General features: G+C 41.0%; 26 protein-coding genes and 2 tRNA genes. 16 read left to right on the top strand and 12 right to left on the bottom strand.

Annotation, left to right across the window (positions count from 1 at the left end):
- Positions 1-524: hypothetical protein (locus KEJ24_09355; GenBank protein ID MBS7648020.1), on the bottom strand; the 524-nt coding region annotated here is incomplete at its 3' end.
- Positions 525-1,174: 650 nt separating this feature from the next.
- Here KEJ24_09355 and KEJ24_09350 point away from each other — a divergent pair.
- Positions 1,175-2,734: a right-handed parallel beta-helix repeat-containing protein gene (locus KEJ24_09350; protein MBS7648019.1), complete on the top strand. Its 1,560-nt coding sequence runs from the start codon at positions 1,175-1,177 to the stop codon at positions 2,732-2,734.
- 155 nt (positions 2,735-2,889) lie between these two features.
- Here the strand turns inward: KEJ24_09350 and KEJ24_09345 are convergent.
- Positions 2,890-2,974 (bottom strand) — tRNA-Leu (locus tag KEJ24_09345).
- A gap of 117 nt (positions 2,975-3,091) precedes the next feature.
- Here KEJ24_09345 and KEJ24_09340 point away from each other — a divergent pair.
- Together KEJ24_09340 and KEJ24_09335 are read left to right on the top strand one after the other, a co-directional pair.
- Positions 3,092-3,186 (top strand) — tRNA-Thr (locus KEJ24_09340).
- Between the two features lie 76 nt (positions 3,187-3,262).
- Positions 3,263-3,409, top strand: coding sequence for a hypothetical protein (locus KEJ24_09335; GenBank protein MBS7648018.1), 147 nt, complete (start codon positions 3,263-3,265; stop codon positions 3,407-3,409).
- 368 nt (positions 3,410-3,777) lie between these two features.
- Here the strand turns inward: KEJ24_09335 and KEJ24_09330 are convergent, their stop codons facing one another.
- Complete coding sequence (locus KEJ24_09330; protein MBS7648017.1) at positions 3,778-3,999, bottom strand: hypothetical protein; 222 nt, start codon at positions 3,997-3,999, stop codon at positions 3,778-3,780.
- A 197-nt stretch (positions 4,000-4,196) separates the two neighbouring features.
- Here KEJ24_09330 and KEJ24_09325 point away from each other — a divergent pair, with 197 nt between their 5' ends.
- Positions 4,197-6,884 carry a bifunctional acetate--CoA ligase family protein/GNAT family N-acetyltransferase gene (locus KEJ24_09325; GenBank protein ID MBS7648016.1) on the top strand — a complete coding sequence of 896 codons (2,688 nt, stop codon included), beginning with the start codon at positions 4,197-4,199 and terminating at the stop codon, positions 6,882-6,884.
- A 120-nt stretch (positions 6,885-7,004) separates the two neighbouring features.
- Here KEJ24_09325 and KEJ24_09320 read toward each other — a convergent pair whose 3' ends face one another.
- Positions 7,005-8,549, bottom strand: coding sequence for an AMP phosphorylase (locus tag KEJ24_09320; GenBank protein MBS7648015.1), 1,545 nt, complete (start codon positions 8,547-8,549; stop codon positions 7,005-7,007).
- A 77-nt stretch (positions 8,550-8,626) separates the two neighbouring features.
- Here KEJ24_09320 and rbcL point away from each other — a divergent pair, with 77 nt between their 5' ends.
- Positions 8,627-9,841: a type III ribulose-bisphosphate carboxylase gene (gene rbcL, locus KEJ24_09315; protein MBS7648014.1), complete on the top strand. Its 1,215-nt coding sequence runs from the start codon at positions 8,627-8,629 to the stop codon at positions 9,839-9,841.
- Here the strand turns inward: rbcL and KEJ24_09310 are convergent.
- Entirely contained in the window at positions 9,821-10,756 is a 936-nt protein-coding gene (locus KEJ24_09310) for an S-methyl-5-thioribose-1-phosphate isomerase (protein MBS7648013.1), read from the bottom strand. The genes rbcL and KEJ24_09310 overlap by 21 nt on opposite strands.
- A 444-nt stretch (positions 10,757-11,200) precedes the next feature.
- Here KEJ24_09310 and KEJ24_09305 point away from each other — a divergent pair, with 444 nt between their 5' ends.
- Together KEJ24_09305 and KEJ24_09300 are read left to right on the top strand one after the other, a co-directional pair.
- Positions 11,201-11,734: a hypothetical protein gene (locus KEJ24_09305; protein MBS7648012.1), complete on the top strand. Its 534-nt coding sequence runs from the start codon at positions 11,201-11,203 to the stop codon at positions 11,732-11,734.
- Positions 11,735-11,769: 35 nt separating this feature from the next.
- A complete protein-coding gene (locus KEJ24_09300) occupies positions 11,770-12,120 on the top strand; it encodes a type II toxin-antitoxin system CcdA family antitoxin (protein MBS7648011.1) in 351 nt (116 codons plus the stop codon).
- Here the strand turns inward: KEJ24_09300 and KEJ24_09295 are convergent.
- Positions 12,079-12,432 carry a hypothetical protein gene (locus KEJ24_09295; protein ID MBS7648010.1) on the bottom strand — a complete coding sequence of 118 codons (354 nt, stop codon included), beginning with the start codon at positions 12,430-12,432 and terminating at the stop codon, positions 12,079-12,081. The two genes, KEJ24_09300 and KEJ24_09295, sit on opposite strands and share 42 nt — an antisense overlap.
- Before the next feature lie 7 nt (positions 12,433-12,439).
- Entirely contained in the window at positions 12,440-13,114 is a 675-nt protein-coding gene (locus KEJ24_09290) for a hypothetical protein (protein MBS7648009.1), read from the bottom strand.
- A 308-nt stretch (positions 13,115-13,422) separates the two neighbouring features.
- On the opposite strand from KEJ24_09290, the gene KEJ24_09285 reads away from it, so the two are divergent.
- Positions 13,423-13,626: a hypothetical protein gene (locus KEJ24_09285; GenBank protein ID MBS7648008.1), complete on the top strand. Its 204-nt coding sequence runs from the start codon at positions 13,423-13,425 to the stop codon at positions 13,624-13,626.
- A 42-nt stretch (positions 13,627-13,668) separates the two neighbouring features.
- On the opposite strand, the gene KEJ24_09280 is transcribed toward KEJ24_09285, so the two are convergent.
- The gene (locus tag KEJ24_09280) at positions 13,669-13,950 is read right to left on the bottom strand and encodes a hypothetical protein (protein MBS7648007.1); all 282 of its coding nucleotides are present in this window, start codon (positions 13,948-13,950) and stop codon (positions 13,669-13,671) included.
- A 643-nt stretch (positions 13,951-14,593) separates the two neighbouring features.
- Between KEJ24_09280 and KEJ24_09275 the strand changes: the two genes are divergently transcribed.
- Entirely contained in the window at positions 14,594-16,879 is a 2,286-nt protein-coding gene (locus KEJ24_09275) for an N-6 DNA methylase (GenBank protein MBS7648006.1), read from the top strand.
- Between the two features lie 15 nt (positions 16,880-16,894).
- Here the strand turns inward: KEJ24_09275 and KEJ24_09270 are convergent, their stop codons facing one another.
- The gene (locus KEJ24_09270) at positions 16,895-17,542 is read right to left on the bottom strand and encodes a hypothetical protein (protein ID MBS7648005.1); all 648 of its coding nucleotides are present in this window, start codon (positions 17,540-17,542) and stop codon (positions 16,895-16,897) included.
- Between the two features lie 192 nt (positions 17,543-17,734).
- On the opposite strand from KEJ24_09270, the gene KEJ24_09265 reads away from it, so the two are divergent.
- Both KEJ24_09265 and KEJ24_09260 read left to right on the top strand, forming a co-directional pair.
- Positions 17,735-18,265, top strand: a complete 531-nt coding sequence (locus tag KEJ24_09265; GenBank protein MBS7648004.1) for a hypothetical protein — start codon at positions 17,735-17,737, stop codon at positions 18,263-18,265.
- A complete protein-coding gene (locus KEJ24_09260; protein MBS7648003.1) occupies positions 18,255-19,037 on the top strand; it encodes a hypothetical protein in 783 nt (260 codons plus the stop codon). The genes KEJ24_09265 and KEJ24_09260 overlap by 11 nt, the downstream gene beginning before the upstream one ends.
- Before the next feature lie 57 nt (positions 19,038-19,094).
- Here the strand turns inward: KEJ24_09260 and KEJ24_09255 are convergent, their stop codons facing one another.
- Entirely contained in the window at positions 19,095-20,030 is a 936-nt protein-coding gene (locus KEJ24_09255; GenBank protein ID MBS7648002.1) for a DUF4268 domain-containing protein, read from the bottom strand.
- 85 nt (positions 20,031-20,115) lie between these two features.
- Between KEJ24_09255 and KEJ24_09250 the strand changes: the two genes are divergently transcribed.
- Entirely contained in the window at positions 20,116-20,448 is a 333-nt protein-coding gene (locus tag KEJ24_09250) for a hypothetical protein (protein MBS7648001.1), read from the top strand.
- 152 nt (positions 20,449-20,600) lie between these two features.
- Here the strand turns inward: KEJ24_09250 and KEJ24_09245 are convergent, their stop codons facing one another.
- Positions 20,601-20,915, bottom strand: coding sequence for a hypothetical protein (locus KEJ24_09245; GenBank protein ID MBS7648000.1), 315 nt, complete (start codon positions 20,913-20,915; stop codon positions 20,601-20,603).
- A 51-nt stretch (positions 20,916-20,966) separates the two neighbouring features.
- On the opposite strand from KEJ24_09245, the gene KEJ24_09240 reads away from it, so the two are divergent.
- Positions 20,967-21,308, top strand: a complete 342-nt coding sequence (locus KEJ24_09240; protein ID MBS7647999.1) for a hypothetical protein — start codon at positions 20,967-20,969, stop codon at positions 21,306-21,308.
- A gap of 6 nt (positions 21,309-21,314) precedes the next feature.
- Here KEJ24_09240 and KEJ24_09235 read toward each other — a convergent pair whose 3' ends face one another.
- A complete protein-coding gene (locus KEJ24_09235) occupies positions 21,315-22,130 on the bottom strand; it encodes a hypothetical protein (GenBank protein MBS7647998.1) in 816 nt (271 codons plus the stop codon).
- Positions 22,131-22,196: 66 nt separating this feature from the next.
- Here KEJ24_09235 and KEJ24_09230 point away from each other — a divergent pair, with 66 nt between their 5' ends.
- The 3 genes from KEJ24_09230 to KEJ24_09220 all read left to right on the top strand — a co-directional run bounded on the left by KEJ24_09230 (position 22,197) and on the right by KEJ24_09220 (position 24,050).
- A complete protein-coding gene (locus KEJ24_09230) occupies positions 22,197-22,355 on the top strand; it encodes a ribbon-helix-helix protein, CopG family (protein ID MBS7647997.1) in 159 nt (52 codons plus the stop codon).
- Positions 22,356-22,582: 227 nt separating this feature from the next.
- Positions 22,583-22,834, top strand: a complete 252-nt coding sequence (locus tag KEJ24_09225; GenBank protein ID MBS7647996.1) for a hypothetical protein — start codon at positions 22,583-22,585, stop codon at positions 22,832-22,834.
- Positions 22,835-23,120: 286 nt separating this feature from the next.
- The gene (locus KEJ24_09220; protein MBS7647995.1) at positions 23,121-24,050 is read left to right on the top strand and encodes a site-specific integrase; all 930 of its coding nucleotides are present in this window, start codon (positions 23,121-23,123) and stop codon (positions 24,048-24,050) included.
- Positions 24,051-24,073: the final 23 nt, after the last annotated feature.

Genomic DNA, 24,073 nt, shown 5'->3' with positions numbered 1-24,073 from the left:
CCTTTTTCAAGCTCTTCTTTGATGTCGCCGTATGTTAGGGTTAGCAGGTCAGATAGGCTTAATCCGCTTTGGAGGATGGAGGCTGCAATGCTTCGGTACATTGGCTTGTCCATGGCGGCTATAAACTCGCTTATCTCCGCTAAAGTCCAGGGATGCTTCTTGTATACTGGCTGTGCTGGTGGAAGACGCACATAACGCAAGCTCATGGGTATATTATAATATTTGGCTAGGCTTTGGACAGCCCCAACATAAACCCTAACGGTTTTTGGCGCATAACCGCGACTTTGAAGCCAAACCACAAAAGCGTTCAAAACCTCCATAGCTATGCGCCTCCTTTCGCGTCTAGGCAAAAGCCTATCCCGTTCAACTCGATCCAGAAAATCCCTCAAAGATCCCTGACCAGCATAAAACTGCTCAAAAAGCTTCAACCCTCGACCATAAACATTACGAGAACTCACTCTCAAAACCGACAAGAAATCCCTTAAATCGGCGTCATCTAGACATGCCAAACACGACACCAGCAACTATCCTGCCCAAAACATTAAAATTGCAAGTAATGGAAAAGCAAAACTAAAAAAGAAGATCAAGAACTAGATGTTCAAGTTTCCTTGACATCTTACTTACCATTAGAGACGCTGAAAATATCAGTGTAAGTAAAAATTTCACCGTAACTTTATAAGGGCACCCAGCGGTGTATTTTGATGCTGGTGTTCAAAAATGAACAATCTCCCCTTCCAAGGTGACAGAGAAATGCATGAAAAAGGAACCTTGAAAAGGGGAGGGATTTGTACCCAGAATGGCGGTGCCCGGCCAGGGCGCCACACTTTAGGATTGAGTCCCTTCCTTCTACTTTTAAGTACATACACTTAGCCATTCTCGGCGTGGGAGTAGACGATATACAGCTTTGATGCAGCAATAATGGTGTACAAAAGGATTTTCAGGTAAAGAAAGACGAATTTGCCTTTTCTTACCTCAACTACATAGCGTTCTTCGGATGTTTTTAAGGAACAGGTATTGAAGTGGTCTTGCTGGTCGTAAGCTGCAGACGTTGTCTTCTATTATCCAATACTAGCCGGTTCCTTTAGATATTGTTTAACAGAAAGTATGCTTCTTTTGCTTGGCTCTACGAAAATTTTAAAATTGCATTATATTAATGAGGATTTTGGTGTTTTGAATGAGACGTGTATTTGTTGTTTGCGGGATAGCATTGTTAACATTGGCTTTCTTGTGTTTCATTTCTAGGGTTCCCATGGTTCATGCATGGGTTGGCACTGTTTACATAAGGAGTGACGGACGTATTGAACCTGTTGGTGCGCCAATTAATACAACCGATGGGATAGTGTATAAGCTGTGGGACAACATTAGCGTGAACAGTTTTATGGCAAAAGGCATTGTCATAGAGCGGGACAACATTATTCTTGATGGTAATGGTTTCACCGTGTATGGGTCACAATCCCAATTAACGACAGGAGTGGATTTGGGGCAGCGAAACAATGTGACCGTTAAGAACTTGAACGTTGAGGGACATGCCTTTGGTATTAACTTGTATCAAAGCGTGAACATTAAGGTTCAAGCATGTAATATAACAGGTAATAATTGGGGAATTGACTTAAAATATTCCAACAGCAGTATGATATCAGAAAACAGTTTGGCAGACAATGGTTTGGCAATCCGCCTAGGAAGTCCCTCAACTCACAACTTTATATTGCGTAACAATGTGACTGGCGCTGGAAGCGGCATCGTAATCCAAGAAAACTGCAACTTCACTATCATATCAGAAAATTATCTGAATGGTAGCTTTTCTGTAACAGCATCTGGTATAGCGGTCAGCGCTTCAGAGAATAAGATTTTAAGGAACACAATAACCGCATATGGTGCAAGCGACATCAGTCTTTCCTATGCCACAAAAAACCTAATTTATGGAAATAATATTACCTTCAGCGGATCCGGAGTTGATCTTCACGAGAATGCCGACAATAACACAATTGCTGGAAACATGATCGCCTTCAATGGATTTGGCATATACATCTACATGGCTTCTTACAATAGAATATACCACAATTGGTTTTACCAGAACGGCGTAGATATTGAAGTTGATGATGGAGTTATTAACTATTTTGATGGAGGCTACCCTATGGGAGGAAATTACTGGCTAGGCTACAGCGGGGCAGACGTATATCATGGGCCAAACCAAGATCAGGAGGGTTCTGACGGAATAATCGATCAGCCATACCAAACATCTTATGGCATCGTTGACCGTTATCCGCTGCTCGCTCCCCCTGCACCATTGCCCCTCATAACCATCGATGGATTGACATATATCATTGAAATAATGAGTAACTCAACAGTTTCAGACTTATACATCAACCCGGAGGAAGGCCCGTTCATAAAATTCAACGTTTCCGGCCTAGACGGGACCATAGGCTTCTCAAGAGTAATTATCCCAAAAGAGTTCCTTTGGACCGAAAACTGCTGGGTCATCACCATCAACGGACAAGCCGTAACATACGCCTTAGAACTCTCAGACACGGAAAACACATACCTATACTTCACTTATACGCATAGCACAAAAACCGTAACGATCCAAGGAACAAACATCATACCAGAATACCCAACAATAACATCGCCAATACTCCTGCTGCTTATAACAACCCTCATAACAATCACAAGAAGCAAAAAGCAAAAGACGTCACATGACATTAAAAACCGCTATTTTTACATCAGTGTTTCCTAACAGAAGTGTAAGAGTTTAAAAAGAGTTTCGAAAACACGCAGGATATTTTGACTTTAGAATGTGTTGGTTACTGGCTTTTGTCTCCTGCCAGCCTCGTCACAACCATCAAAGAAGAATAAAGCAACACTGACATCTATAATTTACCAGTTAACTAGTGCGGGGGGTGGGATTTGAACCCACGAACCCCTACGGGACAAGGTCCTAAGCCTTGCGCCTTTGACCAGGCTTGGCGACCCCCGCATTTCAAAGCTGCACCATTATTTTGCATTTTTGTCTGAATAATAAAAGTATTTGTTAAGTTTTATTTGCAAAATCCTTTAAAGACTCTGCAATTTAAATTCTTGTTAGAGTCTCCATGCCTCGGTAGCTCAGCCTGGTGGAGCACCGCCTTGGTAAAGTGAATTGTGGATCCGAAAAGGCGGTGGTCGCGGGTTCAAATCCCGCCCGAGGCTCTAATGTCCTATTCTAAGTTTTGTTTTAATGTTCAATGGAGCTTCTATATGAAGGAAATCAGGATTATTCAACGCATTGGTTAGCGCGGGCTCTGCTTGCGGTGCTTTCATAGGCCCATTTTTAGCTGAAAAAATGGGATTCGCTTATACATTTATATCAAGCAGCATAATCTTCCTTCTCGCCTACGTGGCCTTCAAGATTTTTGACCGAATTTCTGCATAGGACATGGATAAAATAAAGGGAAAAATGAAAAGGGTTGCATAGCCATTCTTTAGCATGACTATGTACACGTGCCTGATGCAGGCTTGCTTTCCTCAGACTTCTTCTCTTCACACTTCTCCTCCTTCTTCTTTCCCTTCTTCGGCAAGCCTAGTCGCCTCCAATTTAAGTCTGAGAGAGGGCTAAACGCGTTTAGCCCTCGTTGTGGGCTGAGGCGCACTTACCTAAAAACTTTACCATAAAACCCAATATGCATTGAACGTTTCACTAACGCCCATGAATTGATTAGTTATTTGACCACTCAAATGTAACTATATGACAGAGCTAGAGAGGGCGGTTTTGCTGAAATGTAAATGTGAAATGTAGCCTTGCTAGTGTTTCAACAATGAGATAAAAGCTACCGCCAAGAAAGCCACGCCAGCTAGGAAAAGGCTGCCGGTGAGGAACCAGATCACAAGCGCAATGATGGCGGCGGGGAGTATGAAAAGCAAAACTTTGACAATCAAGATAATAATGGCGATTCCTATAATAAGCAATAATAAGAGCAATGCTAACTCGTAAATGTTGGGAAACTGGAAAAACGGTGTAGGCAAGCAACTCCCCACTCATTTTCTTATAATTTTAACTATTTAAGGGTTAAACAAGAATTTCTTTAGTGCTTCGTTGTAATTGGCGGACTTGCAGGCTAAAATGCGTATAGAGCAAAACTGCACATGATCAAAATTTTAAGTGGTAGTTAAAAATATATGGCGTATATACTTTTATTAGTCTTAATTAGAGGATCCGGGGAGTGGGCACCGAAAATCTAGACAAAATTTTCAACCCGAAAAGAGTAGCCATAATAGGCGCCAGCGACAGAGAAGGTTCAATAGGGGCAAAGCTGTTGCGTAACTTAGTTGGAGTAGGATATCCCGGGGTTGTTTACCCTGTTAATCCCTTCAAATCCACCATTCAAGGCATAACAGCTTATCCAAGCATCACAAAGATCCCATGGCAAGTAGACCTTGCAATAATCGCCACACCAGCGCACATCGTGCCCCAAATTGTGGAGGAATGTGGGAAAGCTGGTGTTAAAGGAATAATTATTATTTCAGCGGGTTTTAGAGAGGCCGGTAAGGAAGGAGAAGCCCTTGAAAAACAAATCCTTGAAATTAAGGATCGCTATGGCATGCGCATAATAGGCCCCAACAGTATGGGTGTGATAAGGCCAAGCATTAGGCTGAACGCCACTTTTGCAGATAAAACAACCCTTCCTGGGAGAATAGCCTTCATATCGCAAAGTGCAGCCTTATGCGCTTCTGTTCTAGACTGGGCCTCTGAAGCTAACATTGGATTCAGCGCGGTAGTTTCAGTAGGATCCATGCTGGATGTGGATTTCGGCGACTTGATCGACTATTTCGGAACGGATCCACAAACCCGCAGCATAATTCTCTATATGGAATGCGTGACAAACGCACGAAAGTTCATGAGCGCTGCCAGAGGCTTTGCCAGAGCCAAACCCATCATGGTGATAAAGGCTGGACGCTTTCCTGAAAGCGCGGAGGCAACATTGTCTCACATTGGAGCTTTGTGTGGAGAAGACGCCGTTTACGACGCGGCCTTTAGACGCGCAGGCATAGTCCGAGTGGAGGCTATAAGCGACTTGTTTAACTGCGCAGAAGCTTTAGCTATGAGAGCAAGCCCAAAAGGCCCGAACCTCACAATTATAACCAATGCCGGTGGCCCAGGTGTGATGGCTACCGACGCTTTGATTTCGAGAGGGGGGCGTCTCTCTAAATTGAGCAGCGAAACAATTCAAGCTTTGAAGAGCGTTTTGCCTCTCTACTGTTGTGTCTCTAACCCGGTGGACATATTAGAGGAAGCAACGGCTGAAAGATTTAGCAAAGTGATGGAAATATGCTTTAAGGACCCCAATAGCGACGGTTTCCTAATCATCTATACACCCCAAGGGGCAGCTGATCCCATCTCAACAGTTAAAGCCATAATTCAAGCTTCTAAACAGACTAACAAGCCTGTTCTGGCGTCCTTTATAGGCGAAAGCGTAGCGTGCCGAAAGGCAAGACAGATTCTACAAAAGAGAGGTGTGCCTGCTTTCAGCACACCTGAACAGGCAGTTTCCACTTTCATGTACATGTACAGCTATACCCAGAACTTGGAGCTTCTTTATCAAACTCCAGAGGAAATCCCGGTGGAAGTTTCAATCCCAACATTCCTTAAAGAAGTCTTGAAAAAAGCTTTTAGTGAGGGCAGAACTGTTCTAAATCAACCGGAATCCCTTCATTTTCTTGAAGTTTACGCCATCCCCACTATAAAAACGGTTGTAGCTAGAACGCTTGAAGAAGCAGAGATCTTGGCTTCGGAGCTTGGGTTTCCAGTGGTTATGAAGGCTTTGTCTCCGCAAATAATTCATAAGTCAAAAGCTGGTGGAGTAATCCTCAACGTTTGGTCAAAGGAGGAGGTTAGAACTTTCTTTGATGAGTTGGCGTCGAGAGTTAAGGAAATGCGTCCGGATGCAGAGTTCCAAGGCGTCATCCTGCAACCCATGGTTTTGAAGAAAGGATATGAACTTTTACTCGGTGCAAGGAAAGATCCCCAATTTGGCTCAGTAATCATTTTCGGCACAGGTGGGATTGCAGCGGAGATAATGCAAGACATAAGCGTTGGGCTTCCGCCTCTTAACCAGGTGCTTGCAAGACGGCTTATGGAAAGAACCAGATTCTACAAACTTTCAGAGGCAAGCGATTTCCGTCCAAACTTTAAGCTTCTCGAAGAAATTCTAGTTAAGTTTTCCCAACTTGTTGTAGACCTCCCCGAAATAAAGGAGATAGAGATAAACCCATTAATAGTGGACGAAAAAAGCGCCGTAGCTGTTGACGCCAGAATAATCATTGATTCGGAAAGAATCTTGGAGAAAACTCATCCTCACGAGCATCTCGTGATTGCGCCCTATCCAAGAAAATACGTTACTCAGTGGACGCTTAAAAATGGGGTTCCGGTGATCATCCGCCCCATAAAGTCAGAAGATGAACCACTGTTGAGAGAGTTTTACTCTTCTCTTTCCGAGGAGACTATGAGACTTCGGTTTTTCCAAGTGTTCAGGGAGTTTTCCCATGAAACCTTGACAAGGCACTGCAACTTAGATTATGACAGGGAAATAGCCATTATTGCAGAGATTCAAGGGGAGAAGAGAAAAATCATCGGAGTAAGCCTTCTAACAACAGATCCGGGGAGAAAAAGCGGGGAATTCGCCGTGGTTGTTGGAGATCAATGGCAAGGGTTAGGCTTAGGCTCAAAGCTTATGGACTGCATCATCGAGGTTGGCAAGGACATGAATTTAGAAACAATTTATGGCTTTTTAGCTTCAGACAATTATAAAATGATTGATTTATGCGCTAAAAAAGGTTTTAAAATGCAACGAATAGACGCAGAGCTCACAAAGGCAACTCTAGACTTAACAATTCCACCCTTAAAGGAATAATCATGAAATATTTATTGGAAAGTCTCACCTGAAATGAAAGACGCGTTTTCTTTAATGGAAACTAGCAATCAAAATCATAAAACTGGAAATATCCGAAAACCGTTGGAGGATCTATTACCCTTACCGCTCTATGGCAAAGATTTTCAGATGTCTGGTCTCAGTTGGAACTGTTTCTATGAGCATTTGTTCATTCCATCTTTTGCCTAGGCCAATGGGGTTAAGACTTTCAGCCAGTTTTAACGCACTCTCCAGTTTGGTGCTTCTTTCAGCATATATTTCAAATAGAGTGCAACCTTTTTTGACACGGTCTCCAAGCTTAACGTGAAGTTTAACGCCAGCGCCCTTGTCTTTCGGGGCTCCCGCTTCTCTTGCTATCTGGGCAATGTGTTGATTATTTATCCATAAAACTTGGCCGTCCCTGTTAGAGGTGACCTCTGCAATTTTATCGCCTACTTTAATGTCTTCTGGCTTTATCCGCGGATTACCACCTTGAGCTTCAATTATATCTCTAAGTTTTTTCTCAGCTTTCCCTGACTTTAGAATGAAATCGGCTTGACGCTTCCCATCATGTATTCCCATCATCCTAAATAGGATGCCAGCCAACTCGGTTGCTTTGTCGCTGAGATCTCTCGCACCGCCGCCCATAATAGTTTCAAGAGCTTCCTTTGCCTCTAAAGCGGGTCCAATGGCATAGCCTAAAGGCTGTTCCCCAAAGGTTATTCCACATTGAACTTGAATCCCCAAGGCTTTACCAAGCTCGATGAAGTCACCGGCAAGCAGCTGAGCTTCCCCTATAGTTTTAACCTTAGCACCTCTTCCGGTGGGAATATCAACCACCAAGTGGGTGGAGCCAATAGCCTTCTTTTTACTCATTATAGAGGGAAGAAGCATGGGATCTATGCCTAGGGAATATTCCACTTGGATGAAGATGTCGTCGGCTGGGGCTAGCTCAAGGGCGCCTCCCCAGACCATGCATCCGTTGGTTTTGTTTACAACTTCGATTATCTCCTCTACAGATAGATTTACTGGGCAGAGGCATTCCACCCTATCAGCGGTTCCAGCGGGGGAGGTTACAGCTCTTGAGGAGGTTTTAGGTATAACGTAGCCGGCTGCCGCCACTATGGGCGTCACAAGAATTGTTGTTTTGTCGCCAGGTATCCCTCCAATGCTGTGTTTGTCGAGAATGGGTTTTTTGCCAAAGTCCAAGGTTTTGCCTGTTTCAACCATTGCACTGGATAGGGCTGCTATTTCATCCATACTAACCCCTCGGATATGTATGGCCGTGAGGAAGGCTGCTATTTCAACGTCGCTTAGATGATGTTCCACCACATCACTAACTATCGCTTTAATCTCTTCTTCACTCAGCCTCTTCCCCATGATTTTCTTCCTAACAAAATTTAGGGATTTAGGGAGACATGCATATTGTACATCAACATTTTCGCCGGATTTTATACCAAGCTCTTGGGCGATTTCCCTATACAGGCCTATTTGGTTGCTGGGAAAACTGCTGGCAATGTTGACTATGGCTGCTATTCTCCGACTCTTGTAGGTGATTTGCACTCTGTCTGAAGAGTGTATTCCCAAGGCGCTGGCTGTTTCATCACTCAAAAGTACAATTCTCCTTCCACTGGCGCTTATGTCAAGGATTCTGGCTTCGAGCTCCATAATAGGCATCTCCGGAGAAGTTTATCTACATGTACTATTAAGGTTTAAGCAATAGGGGCGTGGGTTAATTGCGCTATATCGACTTTGTAAACTTAAGTTATAAACCCGACGGCAACAATGTTATCTGCGTTTTCTATATTGAGCCTGACGGCACCAGCATAGAAGAGGCTGCGGGTGGAGTTGCAGCGGAAAGCTCCATCGGTACATGGACAGAGTTGACGACTGAACAAGAGTATGTTAAAGCCTTTGCCGCCAAGGTTTTCGAGATAAGTAGCAACATCGTTAAGATCGCCTATCCCACAGAACTTTTCGAGGAAGGCAACATGCCTAACCTCCTCAGCAGCATAGCCGGAAACATCTTTGGCCTCCGCACTCTTAGATCCCTAAGACTGTTAGACATAATTCTTCCAGAAAAGCTTGCAAGAAGCTTTAAAGGTCCAAGGTATGGGATAGAAGGCATCCGCAGCCTTCTGAAAATTTATGACAGGCCACTGGTTGGCACCATAATAAAGCCTAAACTTGGCTTAAGAACCGAGGATCATGCCCGCGTGGCCTACGAGGCTTGGCTGGGTGGATGTGACATCGTTAAGGACGACGAGAACCTGAGCAGCCAACGCTTTAACAGGTTCGAGGATAGGGTAACGAAAACTCTTGAGAGCAGAGACAGAGCAGAGAAGGAGACGGGTGAAAGGAAGATTTACATGGCTAATGTGACCGCTGAAGCTAACGAGATGATTAGACGAGCGGAATACGTGCTTTCCCAAGGCGGCGAATGCATTATGGTGGACATTCTAACAGTCGGCTTCGCTGCCCTACAGAGTCTCCGTGAAATGGATCTTCCACTAGTTATCCACGGCCATCGAGCTGGACATGCAGCGGTAACCAAAAACCCGAGGCATGGCATAGCCATGAGAGTAATCGCCAAGCTGGCAAGGATCGTAGGCGTGGATCAGCTTCATGTGGGAACAGTGGTTGGCAAAATGTCCGATACAATGGAGGAGGTAAGAGAGAACATTAAGGCTTTGAAAACAGAAATGGTTGGTTTGAGGCCATGCATGCCCGTGGCCTCGGGCGGTCTGCATCCGGGGCTTGTGCCTGCCTTGATGGAGATTTTTGGAAGAGACTTTGTCATACAAGCTGGTGGGGGCATTCACGGTCATAGAGATGGAACTATAGCCGGAGCTAGAGCCATGAGGCAAGCCGTAGACGCCGTCATGAGGAAGATACCTCTTAAGGAGTATGCAAAAGAGCATAAGGAACTCGCCGTAGCCCTAGAGACGTGGAAGACCTGAGTTGAAGACCCAAGGATACCTTCTCCGGACAACCTCCGCTATTGAGTGAGGTGATATTATCCCCTCCTCGCATATTATGCCGTGAATGAAATCCCTTCTTGTGATGTCGAAGGCCGGGTTTCTTATGGTTAACGCTTTAGGCGGATTTTCCCAGATCTCCTCTGGGCTCCGCTCCTCTATCTCTTCATAGTCACCATACATAGTTTCTGGGTCAAACTTTAGAAGTTCCGCGGCCACATAGAAGGGTGTCCTAGCCTCCTTAGCGATTAGGGCTATGGCGCTTGTGCCAATCTTGTTTATAACGTTTCCCTCAGAGGTTATAGCATCAGCTCCCACAAGGACCATATCAGCCTCGTTCATGAAAAAGCGAGTGGCGGAATCCACAATCAGCGTTGTCTTTATCCCTGCCTCTACAAGCTCTTTGGCGGTTATCCTTCCTTGAAAAACCGGCCTAGTTTCAGTGCAGATGACTTCGAATGTTTTCCCTTGCGCTTTTGCCCTCTTGAGAATATTAGTAACCGTGGATGAGTGACAGTGAGTGAATATTACCGCTTTGTCTTTTACCCGCTTGGCGCCAATTTCAGCTATAAGCCCACTTGAACGGTCAAAATCCATCAAAAACTGCTTGGCGGCGGATGAAACAACATCGCGCAAGACTTTGACATCATCTTCTGTACTTTCCTCCACTCGGGCAAGTATCCTGCGAACAGCGTTCCTCATTAATGGTTCAGTGGCCCTGGATGTGAAGAGAATATTTCTCGCGGCGTATAACTCCTTCAAAAAACCCTCCTTATTCTTGGCCGTAGTCTGAACCGCCATGGTCTCGATGGCTTTGATAGCGGCTATGGCAATGTTCCTTGCCCCTTGAATTTCAAGCATTTTAATTTTATCCGCTACCTTCAAAACAACCCTCAAACTTCATCCTCGCCTACCATAAAAAGGGACTGACCGTATAAAGTTTTAACCACTAAACCAAACTAAAGCATCCGAGCCGCAAAACGTGAGGACTTCAGAAAACTTCGACACAGTAGCGGTGGGACAAACAGAACAAGAAGAATAATCTCTTGCTCTGCTTAGGAACATGTCATAGTGTAATGATTGCATAACGCTTTATGCATACAAGTATATACCGTGAAACCTATGAAACCAGAACAAGCATCCTAACAGAAACCAAAATCTTCAAACACGCACAAGAATTAGGCATAAACGTTTCACAATACTGTGAAAACACTTTAAAAATTTGGAATAGAAGCATTAACCAATTCATTCCAAAAAATAGCACAGAACCAAACTGCTTCTAACGAAAAGGGAGATTTCAAAACCTATCATGAACATGATTTAGTTATTGAGTTATGGCAAATGCCGATGGAAGTCTATTATGAAAAATTAGTTGAACACTTACAAGAGGCAAAGGATAGGTTTGTGTTCTCTCCAGAAGACGAGGGAGTGCACCATATTGCTCTGAAGCTATATGCGTATGCCCATTATGCAACTATTCGGGATTGCCTAGGAATTCCAACGGATATTAAATATGAGTGCCCTAAGGGTTATTATCCATTTGACCTTCTTGTAAGCGGATTATCATATATCGACCCAAACAGGAATATTGGAATAGAATGCATATCAAGGAAATCTTATTTGCTTAGACCTTCAATAATAGAAGAGAAAATTTCGAAAGCTCATTACCACCTAAGAATGCATGATATAAGTAGATTTGAAATCTATCTAGAACCGTCTTTTGAAACGGAAAAAACGTTGCGCAATATTGCGGATAAAATTAGGACATTCGGCGAATTTATTGCATGTAAAGTTCCAACATATAGATACGATGAGTTCGTCGAGGCGGCGGAAGAGTTGAGGTTTACAAAGGACTTAGAGCAATCCTTAGAATAAAAAAGAATGTATGGCATTTGCCATATGGTGGTTATATGAAAACCAAAACAACAATCCAAATAGAAAAAGAACTTTTAGAAAAAGCGGAAAAATATGGAATCAACATAAGCAGAACAGTTGAAAACTTACTCCAAATCTTCATTAAAGGAATAGAACAAAATTACACGCAGATACAAGGCAAAACTGAAACGCTAATCAAAAAGGAAGGTATCGGAAACGTAGTTTCTGATAAAGGATGGTGGGGTAGCTGGGATTTGAACAGGAGAATGCATGGAGATTTCTCCCGCAAATCCCCATTTTTTTATACAGAAATTTTAGGATTACAATTCTTTGTCTCATTCAACTTACGTAATGTAGGCTTTATGGTGTGGTCGTTTGTGGATTAGGCGTTGCAGTTTCTCATGCCTTTTCAGCCTTTTCAGTTCGAGTTTTTCCCTTTCAGTGGCTATGCGGTTGTAAAGCTCTTCAAAGTCAATAGTTGGCTCTTCTTTTGGTGTTGGTGGTTTCAATGCTGTTTCTTGAAGGTTGTCTTCGTCCTTTTCATCTAACAGTTCTATGGTTACTCTCCATTTCGGCTGGTTTTCTTCGCCTATAAGACCCGCCTCTCTGAGAATGCTTAGGATATAGTCGCAGGTTATCGCGTCGAGGTCGAACGCCTCATCGCTGAACATAAACTCAACGGTGACTTTCTTCTTCAAAGCTCAATCACCTCATTTGAATGCGTTGCTCCCACCATGCTTTGCGGAACAGTTTCCGCTTTACCCTTGTGAAAGCCTTGAGCCGACGCTCAAGCTCCAGCACTTTTTGGAGTTCTGGCTCTGGAAGGTAGGAGTTTTTGCTGTCGTAGCCCAGATAAACTCTTTCAGGCTTGATCCGCCTAATCCAGCTTACAAACTCGTCCATGTCAAACTCGAGGACCGGCTCTATGGTTAAAAACTTTCTCGGATGGTTCACGCTAAGGTAGCCTATGAACCTCTTGCTTGGCAGTGGAGCTTTACTAATCAGACGATAACCTTCATCTCGGTTTGTTTCGAGGGTTACATCCAAAACAACGTTTGGCGGGAAAGGCTCATAGTATTTGAACACAATTGGGTTTTTGGTTTGCAGTAGGAAGGTGCGGTCTGGATAACGCCTAATCACCTCAAGGATTTTACGCATCCACTCGGGCTTGCAGAAAGTTATGTCTCCGCTACTGCAAGGCCAGATGAACTGGTCACCTTTTGTTCTCGGCAAGGGACGATTAAGTCGTTCTGGATGAAAGTGCGGCTCGTAATTGTAGCATCTGCTACATCGGTTCTTTTGCCTTTTCATCTGCAACTTGAAACTCTTCTCACAATAAACACAGTCAAAACGGCAGCCGACAAAAACGTTCCACTGCAACACGCTATCACGATACATGTGTGTTTTCATAGGCTCATCAATTCCTCCTTAAGTTTCATACAAAGTTTTGGCAATATGGGTAGGGCTGCAAATTGTTCCCTAAACATAAAATCACCTCCCTTTCAAAAATTTTCTAAAACCAGAACCCTTCAAAGGGTAAAGATGAATTGACACAAACCACTATATAAAGTTTCGAAAAATTACTCCCAATTTCATGAACAACGAAGACCACGCTTAACGAGTTTGCTGATTTAAAATTCATAATTTATTTAAAAACGGAAACGTAGAACCGTTGTCTGCGTGAGAATATGCCAGAAACAAAAGCGAACACCACCACTATGAAGTTCGTCCAAATTGAGGTTAACCTTCTGATAAGAGCCACTGACCATTTAATTGACGCGTATAAAAGCCTCATAGACAAAAACCAGCAAATTAAGGCGACAGTCACCATTCTCCAGAAGCTAAAGAAAAGACTTAGCAGAGCTTCTTCCCGTCTCAAGAAACAGTCATAAAATAAAAGAACCAATGAATCTTTAAGATTCAGTTTACGCTATTTAGGGATTCAACTCAAACTTGGCAATGTCTTCCCATGTAACTGGTTTTTGTTCTTTTTTGCGTTCTCTACAGAGCGCGTTGAAAGTCTTTCTAAATTTCCGATTTAGCTCATAGAGCTTTCCGTGCCTCCATTCTTTTCCAATTATTCCCTTCTCTTTTTTCCAAAGTTCCCAAAAAGCGGCGGCATACAGCATTTGCCTTTTTGATTCCTTGTGAGGATAATAGCAGAAATTTTCTTTCCTAAACCTTTTGCCATCAAACTCGATATCATAACTGCTCATAGGCTTCCCCGTTAAAAAAATGCTGTAGGATAACTAATATGCTTTTATTGGGATTTTAGAATAACATTATTATAGGGAAGAGTCCTTGAGTTCGGTTCCTGAGAGAAACATTCAGGTTGAGCTTTATCGCATTTTGAAGAATGTTATCGCTCAAAAGTTTTCTTTTAACGGTATTGAGTTTGTTGATGTTAGGTTTGAGCCGACTATTAATGGGAGGCCAGATCTTGTTGTTGAGGCTATTGATAAGGGTAAGAGGATTTCTTTGCTGGTGATTGAAACTAAGCGTAAGGTTCCTTTCATTGATAGGAAGTTTGATCCTTACAGTATTGATGTTATTAGGCAGGCTTCTGGTTATGCTGTTGAGTTGGGTGCTCCTTATTTTGCTACGTGTAATGGTGAATTTTTTGTCTTGTTTGATACTTTTACTGCTGGTGTTCCTCTTCCACAGAGGAAGTTGAAGCATTACAAGGTTTCGTTTGATGAAGACTTTGCCAAGATGCTTTTGGAAGAGGTTTCAAGGTTTAGAATTGGTGTTGGAAAGTGGCTTGAGCTTGATGATGTTTTCTTGCAGAGGCTTAGAACATTCCATAATTTTATAACGCCTTATATTTTGGAATCTTTGAATCAGCTTTTACGCGAAGATTTGAAGTTTAAAGAGGAGTATATTCGATGGTTGAGAGCGCAGCTTTTCGAGTATTCTCCAGAAATGAATGAGAGGATCGCCGAACAGCTTGCTTACATGTTAATGAATAGGCTAACATTCTACAAAACACTGGAAACCCAAGTGGCAACTATTCCGAAACTTTCCAAGATTGAAACAGAAGATCCCAAGGAATTCTCTGCTATTCTTAGAGGCTATTTTGATAAGGTGTATAAAGAAGTTGATTATGAAGCCATCTTTGAACCTCATCCAGTTCTTGATCAGATACCCTTCTCCAAGAAGCTGATGTATGCCTTAAACGAGTTCATTGAAGAGCTGGGAACATATAACCTTGCCAAGATAAGAAGCGATGTTATCGGAAGAGTTTATGAAGAATTAATTCCGGATGTTGAGAGGCATAGGCTTGGACAATATTATACTCCGCCGCCAATTGTTGAGTTAATAACGGAAATGTGCATTAGATCGCCCAACGATAAGGTGTTGGATCCAGCTTGTGGAAGTGGAAGCTTTCTCGTTAAAGCTTACCATAAGTTAAAGGATTTGAAGAAGAAGGAAAATCCGTTTGCAGATGAGAATAGGCTACATGAAGAGATTCTCAACCAGTTATATGGTGTTGATATAAACCCGTTTCCAGCACAACTCTCGAGCATAAATTTGGCGATAAGAAACCTCAGAGTCCCAAGTAGGCACATGAACATTGTTGTAAGCGATTTCTTCAAAGTTAAGCCTTCAATGGGTGTTATTCCAGAAGTTGATGTAGTGATAACTAATCCGCCATACACAAGGCAAGAAGAAATGGAGTATAAAGATCAAATCAGAGAAGAAGCACTAACATATTCTGATGGATCAAAGATTCAACTTGATGCGAGAGCTGGAATATACGCTTACTTTTTCACTCATAGTGCTAAGTTCCTAAAAGAACACGGTATGATGGGACAAATAACTTCGGACACGTGGCTGGATGTAGGTTATGGAGAAGGCTTAAAACAATTCTTCTTGGATCATTTTAAGATTCATGCAATAATATGGTATGATGTAAGAGCTTTCGAGAAAGCACTCGTTGGAACATGCATAACAATCCTTGAAAAAGAGGATAAATCGAGAGAAGAAAGAGAAAACAATCTTGTAAAGTTTGTGAGAATAAAGAAGGCTATACCAACAGAAGGATTGGTTAGGATAATTGAAGAAGCAAAAGAAAACTTTGAAGATGAACGCATAGGCATAACAGTTAAAAAACAGAAAGAACTCGAACCAAAAGATAAATGGGGAAAATATCTCAGAGCACCAACCATCTATTATAGGATTTTAAATCATCCAAAAGTTACAAAATTAGGTAAAATAGCATTAGTGCGGAGAGGTATCACAAGTGGCGCAAATGAATTCTTTTATTTGGATAAGGAAAAAATAAAGTTGTGGTCAATCGAGGAAAAATACCTAAAGCCTATTGTTGTTTCTCCAAAAGAAAAGAAAATTGAGATAACGTTAGATGATATCGATCAATGGGTATTATATGTTCATAAAGGTAAAGAAGAGCTTGCAGGAACGAATGTTTTAAAATACATCCAATGGGGTGAGGAGGTAGAAACTCGAATAAAAGGTGGCATAAAAGGAGGTACTGTAATTAAAGGGTATCATAACTTATCAACGGTGAAATCAAGGAAACTCTGGTATGCCGTTGGTGAACGAGAACCAGCTCCTATTCTTAGAAGCCGAAGAATATGGGAAAGATGCATGTACTTCCTCAATAAGGCAGATGCATTAGCAAATGATTCATTATATGAGATACATCCAATCAACAAAAATGATGTTGATGTTCTTGCAGGTATTCTTAATTCCTCACTTACCGCTTTAATATCAGAGTTAGAAGGGCGATTCTATGGCGGCGGCGTTCTTGAACTTGAAATATACGAAACAAAGAACATGACCATTGTAGATCCAAATAAATTATCTTTAAATGAAAAGCAGAATATTGAAAAAGCTCTATCTAAAGTTTGTGAGGCTCAAAGGAAAGGTGATGAGAAGTTGGAGCAAGAAGCGAGAAGGGAGCTTGATTATGCTGTTTTTGATATTCTTGGATTAGCTGAGGATGAGCGTAGGCAAGTGTATGAAGGTTTAGAGGCTCTTAGGAGAATGAGGCTTCAGAGGAAAGAGGTTGAAATTTTAGTTGAAACTGCTGAGCAATGGAAACCAGCCAAAAAGCCTAAAAAAGAGCGAATAAAAAGAGTTGAACCTTCAAAAAGGCTTGACGCATGGATAGATAAATCTTAAAGCATTATCTAAACGCTAACCTTCTGGAAAACGTTTTGAACCAAGGTAGTTCAAGTCGCCCAAGTGATTAATTTCGTATCCAGCAATTTCTATTCTCTGAGATTCATCTTCCATTTTACCATGATATAAAATCAATATAACCAGATATTTCTCCGTTGGAATTCTGATTTCATGATGGGCAACCATAGCCACAAGTTCATCCAGAACTTCTTGCCTATCACGTAGTTTTGGAGCAAAAATTCCAACTTTAGCATATGCCTTTACATCTATTAATTTACGGAAATCGCGTTTTATAGAATCAATGGCTTGTTCAGAAATTTCAGATTCTAAAGCCAACTCAATCCAATAAGCCTTCTCATACCGAGGATCTTCAAAACACCAACATAGATCAACCAGGTATTCTTCGCAAGGCTCATTGTTCAAATCAAGGATACTATACTTCCTGTTTACGTATATCTGATATTTGTAATACTTCCCAAGCTCAGCAAAGAAATTTAAAATCGTTCTTGTCCACTTATCCCAATCATCCTTCCAACTCAATTTCATTTCTGGAAAAGCTTCTAAGAAAGCATTAAAAAGGAATCTGCATGAGCGCAAATTAACCACTTTTGTTTTTAACCCTTTGAAAAACTCAAACTGTTTAACTTCGGTTTTACCTTTCAAATAACTTCACCTAATAGCAAGTATCTCCAAGATTGGTTTATAAGTTATAAAAACTTTAACTTAACCAACATCAACGATCGAAAACTTATTAGACTCGAAAATATGATTATCATTAAAAGGTAGAAAATTTTTACACAAGATTCATAAAGTTAAAAATTATTATTTCCTTATTGCTACATGAGTGTTTCCAAAATGAAGAGTATGCCTGAAAAGCCGAACCCATTCCATGCAATTTACCGAAAGCTTAACACAATGGACGAGGAGAAAATCATAGATCTTTCAATTCTGGAAGAATTCCAGAAACTTCAGGCGGAATTCTCAGAAATCGAGGCAAGATGCATCAAAGATCAAAAATTAGCTATTGAAGATGCTTTTATTATATATCACGCTTCCAGAAGTTCTCGAATGATACTTGAAAAAATTTCTCAACGATTTAAGGAAGCCGAAAAACAACATGAAAACCCAATAATTGTAGATTTATCCAAAAATATCTTTCCTCATATGAATGATCTTTATAATCTAATATCCGCTTGCAAACGTGAAATGCCAAAAAATTTCCGATCTTTGATACTGCAACGTTTAAAATCTTTGCGAGACGCAGCAGCCGCCTCTTCAATGCTGCCCTCCATAACTGAGGAAAAAAGAGGAATCTCAAAAATTATGTTGCGAAAAAGCTTCCAAAATATTGCAGACGATTTCCAAGCGATGCTAAATGAAGAGTAGAATTTTAGTAGATTCTTGTGTTATAGTTTCAGCTTCCATTCTCGTAAGCAGTAGCGATATAGATGAGAAACTTTCAATAAAACATCACTTTTATGAGGAGTGCAAAGAACTTTTTACATTTATCCAGAAAAACTTAGCAAAACGCATTGGTATCATAACTTATACTATAGAAAATGAAGCATTAGGTGTTCTTGATAAAGTAATCGAAGGTGAGCTTAAAAGTAGAGGATATTCTCGAGAGAACTTCGAAGTTTTTTCTGCTGTATTTAACATTTGCGAGAATAGAATGAGAGGTTTGATTGCCCTCTTGCAACGTGAACCAGTAGATTCTGCTGATGTTGCTCAGAAGATTCTTCTCATAAAAAAGATGTATGAAGAAATGAAGGAAAAAGCTGTAAAATTGCCAAAAACTGCGGCGCTAAAAACCCAAACTGTGCCGCCAAAATTTAGAAGAGCGTTAAATTGGTTTGAACTCTTTAAAACTCAAGATGAAATGGAACATGCACAATTATACAACTTATTACGTAAAGACGTGGAACCATCGGACATTGCTATTCTGGCTGAAGCTTATCATCTTTATACAACATACATTGCAACCGAAGGGAAAGGTGGTAACCTGTATATTGCATCTAAGGACTCCCATTTTGTTCCAGTTAGAAGAAAAGGTTGGACATATGAAGGCCGTGAAATCACCGATGAAATCCAAAAGCGCTTTGGAATCATCTGTGAACATCCTAAAAAAGTAAAAGAATTGTTCATCAAAAAACAGTAAATCAGAGAAGATAGCTATGCGGCGTTCATCAAAAAGGTCAAGAGAATGCTTTATTATTTATGGCAGTTGTCTTATATGCTTAGCCAGCGCCTTTTCAAACCTAATCATAGCGTTGATCATTTGATCTTGAATTGTTGGCCAATCGTCCACGTTCTCCAATCCTTTGTTTGTAACGATTTTCGCTATGCGAGAAGCCCTTTTCTCGTTAAGGCGTTGCCACTCTAATTCGCCACCAAACTCTGCCTCAATTTCCTGTTTATGTTTGTAAAGTTCATCGAAAATCTTTTTATTTCTACCAGCATCTCCAGTGTCTATATACAGTTCAATCCTTGCTTGATCCATAAGAATGACATAGGTGTAAGCCAACCCAGTTTTACCTGCTCCGGTGCTTATCCAACATTCTCTGCTTGGAGAAACATTTGAAAACAAATCAGTCCTTCCTTTACTTCTTTCCAAAAGCTGCTTCCAAAATTCAATCCTCTTTACATGTCGCTCCGCAAGTTCGCCTTTCACAGCTCCTGCTTCTTTCATTTGTTTACTTGGTTGAGCGACTATAGAGAAGTGAGGAGCCGGCGGGGAATTTTCAATCTGGAAAACTTCTAATTTGATTAAATATAAAGCCACATCTGACGGAGTATTCTTATTTAACCATCTGATTGCCTCTATATGCTCAGGTTGGGGATCTTCACAGACCCAAACAGCTGTTTTCGCTTCCAGATTTGTCAAATAAGTGATTAATTTCCCTAAATGGTCATGATCGCTTCGACCAAACTGGTTCTCAATTACCACATAATCGCCATCAGGCCCCTCGGCCAAAAGATCCGCCTCATAATGTTCGCCTACATCCACTTCTTTATCCACAGCTGATAGTTCCATCCCTAAGACTTCACCGAGAAGATCAATATTCTCTTTCAACCATGGAGTAAAGTCCTTCTCTTCGTTTCTCCAGACATGGCGAACTGGAATACGCTTAATTCTACCGACACTTACCATATCCGTCCTCTCTTTGCCATAACCATAAATATAAAAAGTAGCAACCTTTAAATTTTCTTCGAGTTTGAGCTTACATAGTAAGATTATGCCCGAGGCGGAGCACGGATTTGTTCGAGCAATTTCTGAGGTAGTTGGAGGACTTATAATGTCACTGTTATTAAATACGTTTGCAAGTAGTGGATTAATACCTACTTCATATCTTTCGATGTTTAGGCTGCTTAATTTAATGCTAACAATAAGCTTTATTCTCGCAATACCATACTGGGGAACAGGCTATCTTCTGGGATGGCTTTTCGGCCTCACAATGATGGCGCAAACCGGGTTAATAGATCCTCTTGATTTCGTTATCTACTTTATAATCCCCGCAATTATTTTGATAGTCAGGATCGTCAAAAAGATTGGATTCGCAACAGATTAGCCCTTAGCAGTCCTTAAAACGTCGACAAACTTCTATCTAATGAATAATGCTCTATATTTCAACACTTTCAACGTTTATCCTTCAAGACAATAAATTAATTTTAAGAAGTAGCCATGTTTCCGGACGTGACCATTCGTGGGCAGCGTCATTTTTTATGGATTTTTGCGGTTTTTAATCGAAAACTGAAATCTATCCAAGCCAAATTTAACCAAAAATAGCTTCTTCCGTCGAAAGGAGACGGATTTCGGCTTAGTTAAAGGTAAGACTTTGATGGGAAATCGGTGGACTATGCATGTTTTGGGGCTTTTAGCTATAGTTTCAGCCATATTCACACCTACATAGTTGGTGTTCTTTTGGGTTGTTTTGGCTGAAAGCCTCGGATTTGAAGAGATTTTGCGAAAAGATGCTGTATCAGTTTCAAACTTTAAGTTTTTCTTGTCCATTTTCGGATGAGGGTTCATCGCCATATTAGGCCTGGTTTCAAGGTGTTTTACTGGAATATTCATTATTTGGAGGTGATGAGAATCCCTCATCCAAATTATCGGAACATCAGCTTAAGAAAGGAGGTTTACTGGAAGCTTCAAAGATTGGCTGAAGAGCAGGGAATGAGCATTAGCCAATTGTTAAGCTTGTTACTGGAAAATGTTAATCCAGCAAGCCTTCAGCCGACACAAGCTTCTTCCATAAACCAAGAACCATGCGGAGAACTATCGGAAAAAATTCAAACAACCATTCAAAATGAAAAAAATGATATAGGAAATAGCGAAAACTGGACGGATTGCCCTTTCAGTGACACCTGCCCCTTCACAGATCCAGAATACATAAAGCGCCACGGTTTTATCTATAAACCAAGGGGTTAGCAACTGCTACTTTTCTTCAATAACCAGTTTTCTGTGCGGACAGAAATCACAGTAACCCTTAAGCGGGATTCCGCTTTCAACTTCCTTATATATAGTGTCAAGTTCATCAGCTAATTCTTTGAGCGCTTTTTCCAATTCTTTATCTATTCCTTTAAGTTTCTGTTTTTCAGCAAAAGTAGCGGAAACGAGACTACTACAAAGCGTGTAGTTTACCTTTAAGGTGTTCTTCTTTAGGCCAGTTATTCGATTAATGAAACGTCCCCTTTTTCTCAAAATTCTGAGACAGTTTTCAAATTTTTCATAAATTTTAGGATAGCCAGTTCTCAGATGGCTAAAAAAAGGCATAACCTCTTTTCGAGACATAACATAGGCATTAAGAAGTGAACCAATAGAATAACGAGAAATCCCCATGTGCGATCCATTGCCAAAGATTATGTGCTTGCTGTGCTGCAGAGCAAGCTCATAACCTTTCTGGGTAAATTTAAAGATAGAAAGATCTTTTGAAGTTTCTCTGCCTTCCGAAGTATATGTTACTGTAAATTTTTCAGCTTGAGTTCCATCAGATCGGACAAGAAGAGGTTTCAATTTTTCTAAAATTGTTTTATACATTGTTGTTTCTGGATAAAATATGCCTAATTTCCCTTTTGTAGTTATTTGAATGGAAAAACCTTTCATATCTTTAATTTTAAAAGAGAGCCTTCCTTGGTAATCGCTCATATCACCTATTAATTCCCTTCCGTGTTTGAGCAAATTTTCTTTTGTATTATCAAAATCTAAATCTGTTTGGAACCAAATCGACTCTTTCTTTATTCCTGTCCGCATTTTTGTCCGAAAAATAGGGGGACTCAAGGGGGACTTATAATTTTCGGACATGAAGGTGTTCAAGAAATGAAAAGGAACTTGCGAATAACCGTAAGGTTAAAGGAAGCAGATAGACGCAAAATTGAAGAACTCCTGAAAGCTGGCAGGTTCAAAAACATAAGTCAAGTTGTACGTGAGGCCATCAAAGAGTTTCTTTCAAAGCAGTTAGGAGAGGCTAAACCATGATGAGTACTCTAAAGTTGTTCATTAAAGGCCCTCGGCCAAATAATATTGAAGTTCAGCTTAACTCCAAAAAAATAAAAATAAAAATTGTCTCTCTCTCCTCTCTCTTCTCTCTCAAGTCTCTCCCTCTCTCAAGGTCTCCGTTCAGTCTCTCACCCTTTCCCAATCTTTTAAATGAAACTGAAGCATTCCCTTCGCTTCTTTTTTTATTTTTTTAGAAGGTGGGCTTCATGGAATTTGTTAAGCCAAGAAGGAAGATTAGCTTCAAAGAACGCGTTCAGGAAATCGGGGAGCTTCTTAACAAGCAAGGAGAAGTTTCAATAAACGATTTATTCAAAAAATGGAGAATCACACCTCAATACATTAAAACAATCATGAAATGGGCGAAACAAATCTATTCTTATGCTGAATTTGACGAGGAAAATGGAATTCTGTTTATTCCTGAAAGAAAGGTAGGAGCTTCTAATGAGCGTTTGGGATAAAGTAAGGCGTAATTCTTCGCTTTTAACAATCGCTTGTAGCACGGCGACTCAGAGAGAATCTAACCGTTGGAAAGTCTGTCTTAAACCATTGAAATGTCCAGAGTGCGATTCAACAAGAATAGTCAAGGATGGCTTAAGATGGCTGCAAAATGGTCTAAGCATTCAGCGGTTTTTATGTAAAAATTGCGGTTTTCGCTTTTCATTAAATTCCAGTAAAAATGCGGAAAATTTAAGGAACAATTCAAACAAAATAATGGTTGATGCACATGAGGAGAAAAACCTTCTCATGGAAGCTGAGCCAAAAATCGAAAAGCGGGACGCGGGAGCCACAGAGCGGACACAGCAAGTCAAAGGTAAAATCATTGAGTTTGCTTGGTGGATGAAAAAGGAAGGCTATGCTGAAAACACTATTACCAGAAGGGTTAAGTTGCTTTCAGTTCTTGCCAAACGTGGTGCTAACCTATTTGAACCAGAAAGTGTTAAGGAAGCAATAGCCAGACAAGACCGTTGGAGTGTTAAGACAAAGGAGTTAGCTGTTGAAGCCTATAACTGTTTTCTAAGGATGGTTGGCGGAAGTTGGGTTCCACCAATCTATAAGCCTGTTAGGAAGTTGCCGTTTATACCCACGGAACAAGAAATCGACCAACTTATAGCTGGATGTAACCGCAAAACGGCTACGTTCCTTCAACTTCTTAAAGAGACTGGTGCCAGATGTGGGGAGGCCTGGAAACTTGAATGGATTGATATTGACTTCCAAAACAAGCTGGTTAAAATAACTCCTGAAAAAGGTGGAGAGCCAAGAGCCATAAAGATAAGCGACAAACTGATATCAATGCTCAATACGTTGCCCAAGAATCAACCGAAAATATTTCAAGGCTCCCTAAGACATTTTGCAAGGTCTTTCAGAAGACAAAGAACAAAGATAGCCCTCAAGCTTCAGAATGACCGAATTAATAGGATAACTTTCCATACGTTCAGGCACTGGAAAGCGACCATGGAATATTACAAGACCAAAGACATTTTGCACGTAATGAAGCTTCTCGGCCATAAAAACATCAACAACACGTTACTTTACACGCAACTCGTCAACTTTGAAAGTAACGAATATCATGTTGCTGTTGCGAAAACTTCAGAAGAAATCAAAAAACTCCTTGAAGCAGGCTTTGAATATGTATGCATGAAAGATGATTTGATGTACTTTAGAAAGCGCAAATGACAGAATGTTAGAGATGGGGCCTC

It is taken from the genome of Candidatus Bathyarchaeota archaeon (genome assembly GCA_018396705.1).
Classification (GTDB): domain Archaea; phylum Thermoproteota; class Bathyarchaeia; order Bathyarchaeales; family Bathycorpusculaceae; genus DRVP01.
This window is presented reverse-complemented; position numbering and strand designations above follow the sequence as displayed.

Bases quoted from the DNA above. Each gene is read 5' to 3' on its own strand.
- KEJ24_09245 (MBS7648000.1), bottom strand. From the start codon at position 20,915: ATGGCGATGAACCCTCATCCGAAAATGGACAAGAAAAACTTAAAGTTT.
- KEJ24_09260 (MBS7648003.1), top strand. From the start codon at position 18,255: ATGAAGAGTAGAATTTTAGTAGATTCTTGTGTTATAGTTTCAGCTTCC.
- KEJ24_09320 (MBS7648015.1), bottom strand. From the start codon at position 8,549: ATGGAGCTCGAAGCCAGAATCCTTGACATAAGCGCCAGTGGAAGGAGA.
- KEJ24_09255 (MBS7648002.1), bottom strand. From the start codon at position 20,030: ATGGTAAGTGTCGGTAGAATTAAGCGTATTCCAGTTCGCCATGTCTGG.
- KEJ24_09280 (MBS7648007.1), bottom strand. From the start codon at position 13,950: ATGAGCAGTTATGATATCGAGTTTGATGGCAAAAGGTTTAGGAAAGAA.
- KEJ24_09300 (MBS7648011.1), top strand. From the start codon at position 11,770: ATGAAAACCAAAACAACAATCCAAATAGAAAAAGAACTTTTAGAAAAA.
- KEJ24_09350 (MBS7648019.1), top strand. From the start codon at position 1,175: ATGAGACGTGTATTTGTTGTTTGCGGGATAGCATTGTTAACATTGGCT.
- KEJ24_09225 (MBS7647996.1), top strand. From the start codon at position 22,583: ATGGAATTTGTTAAGCCAAGAAGGAAGATTAGCTTCAAAGAACGCGTT.
- KEJ24_09235 (MBS7647998.1), bottom strand. From the start codon at position 22,130: ATGCGGACAGGAATAAAGAAAGAGTCGATTTGGTTCCAAACAGATTTA.
- KEJ24_09265 (MBS7648004.1), top strand. From the start codon at position 17,735: ATGAAGAGTATGCCTGAAAAGCCGAACCCATTCCATGCAATTTACCGA.
- KEJ24_09240 (MBS7647999.1), top strand. From the start codon at position 20,967: ATGAGAATCCCTCATCCAAATTATCGGAACATCAGCTTAAGAAAGGAG.
- KEJ24_09285 (MBS7648008.1), top strand. From the start codon at position 13,423: ATGCCAGAAACAAAAGCGAACACCACCACTATGAAGTTCGTCCAAATT.
- KEJ24_09305 (MBS7648012.1), top strand. From the start codon at position 11,201: ATGCCGATGGAAGTCTATTATGAAAAATTAGTTGAACACTTACAAGAG.
- KEJ24_09220 (MBS7647995.1), top strand. From the start codon at position 23,121: ATGGAAGCTGAGCCAAAAATCGAAAAGCGGGACGCGGGAGCCACAGAG.
- KEJ24_09250 (MBS7648001.1), top strand. From the start codon at position 20,116: ATGCCCGAGGCGGAGCACGGATTTGTTCGAGCAATTTCTGAGGTAGTT.
- KEJ24_09230 (MBS7647997.1), top strand. From the start codon at position 22,197: ATGAAAAGGAACTTGCGAATAACCGTAAGGTTAAAGGAAGCAGATAGA.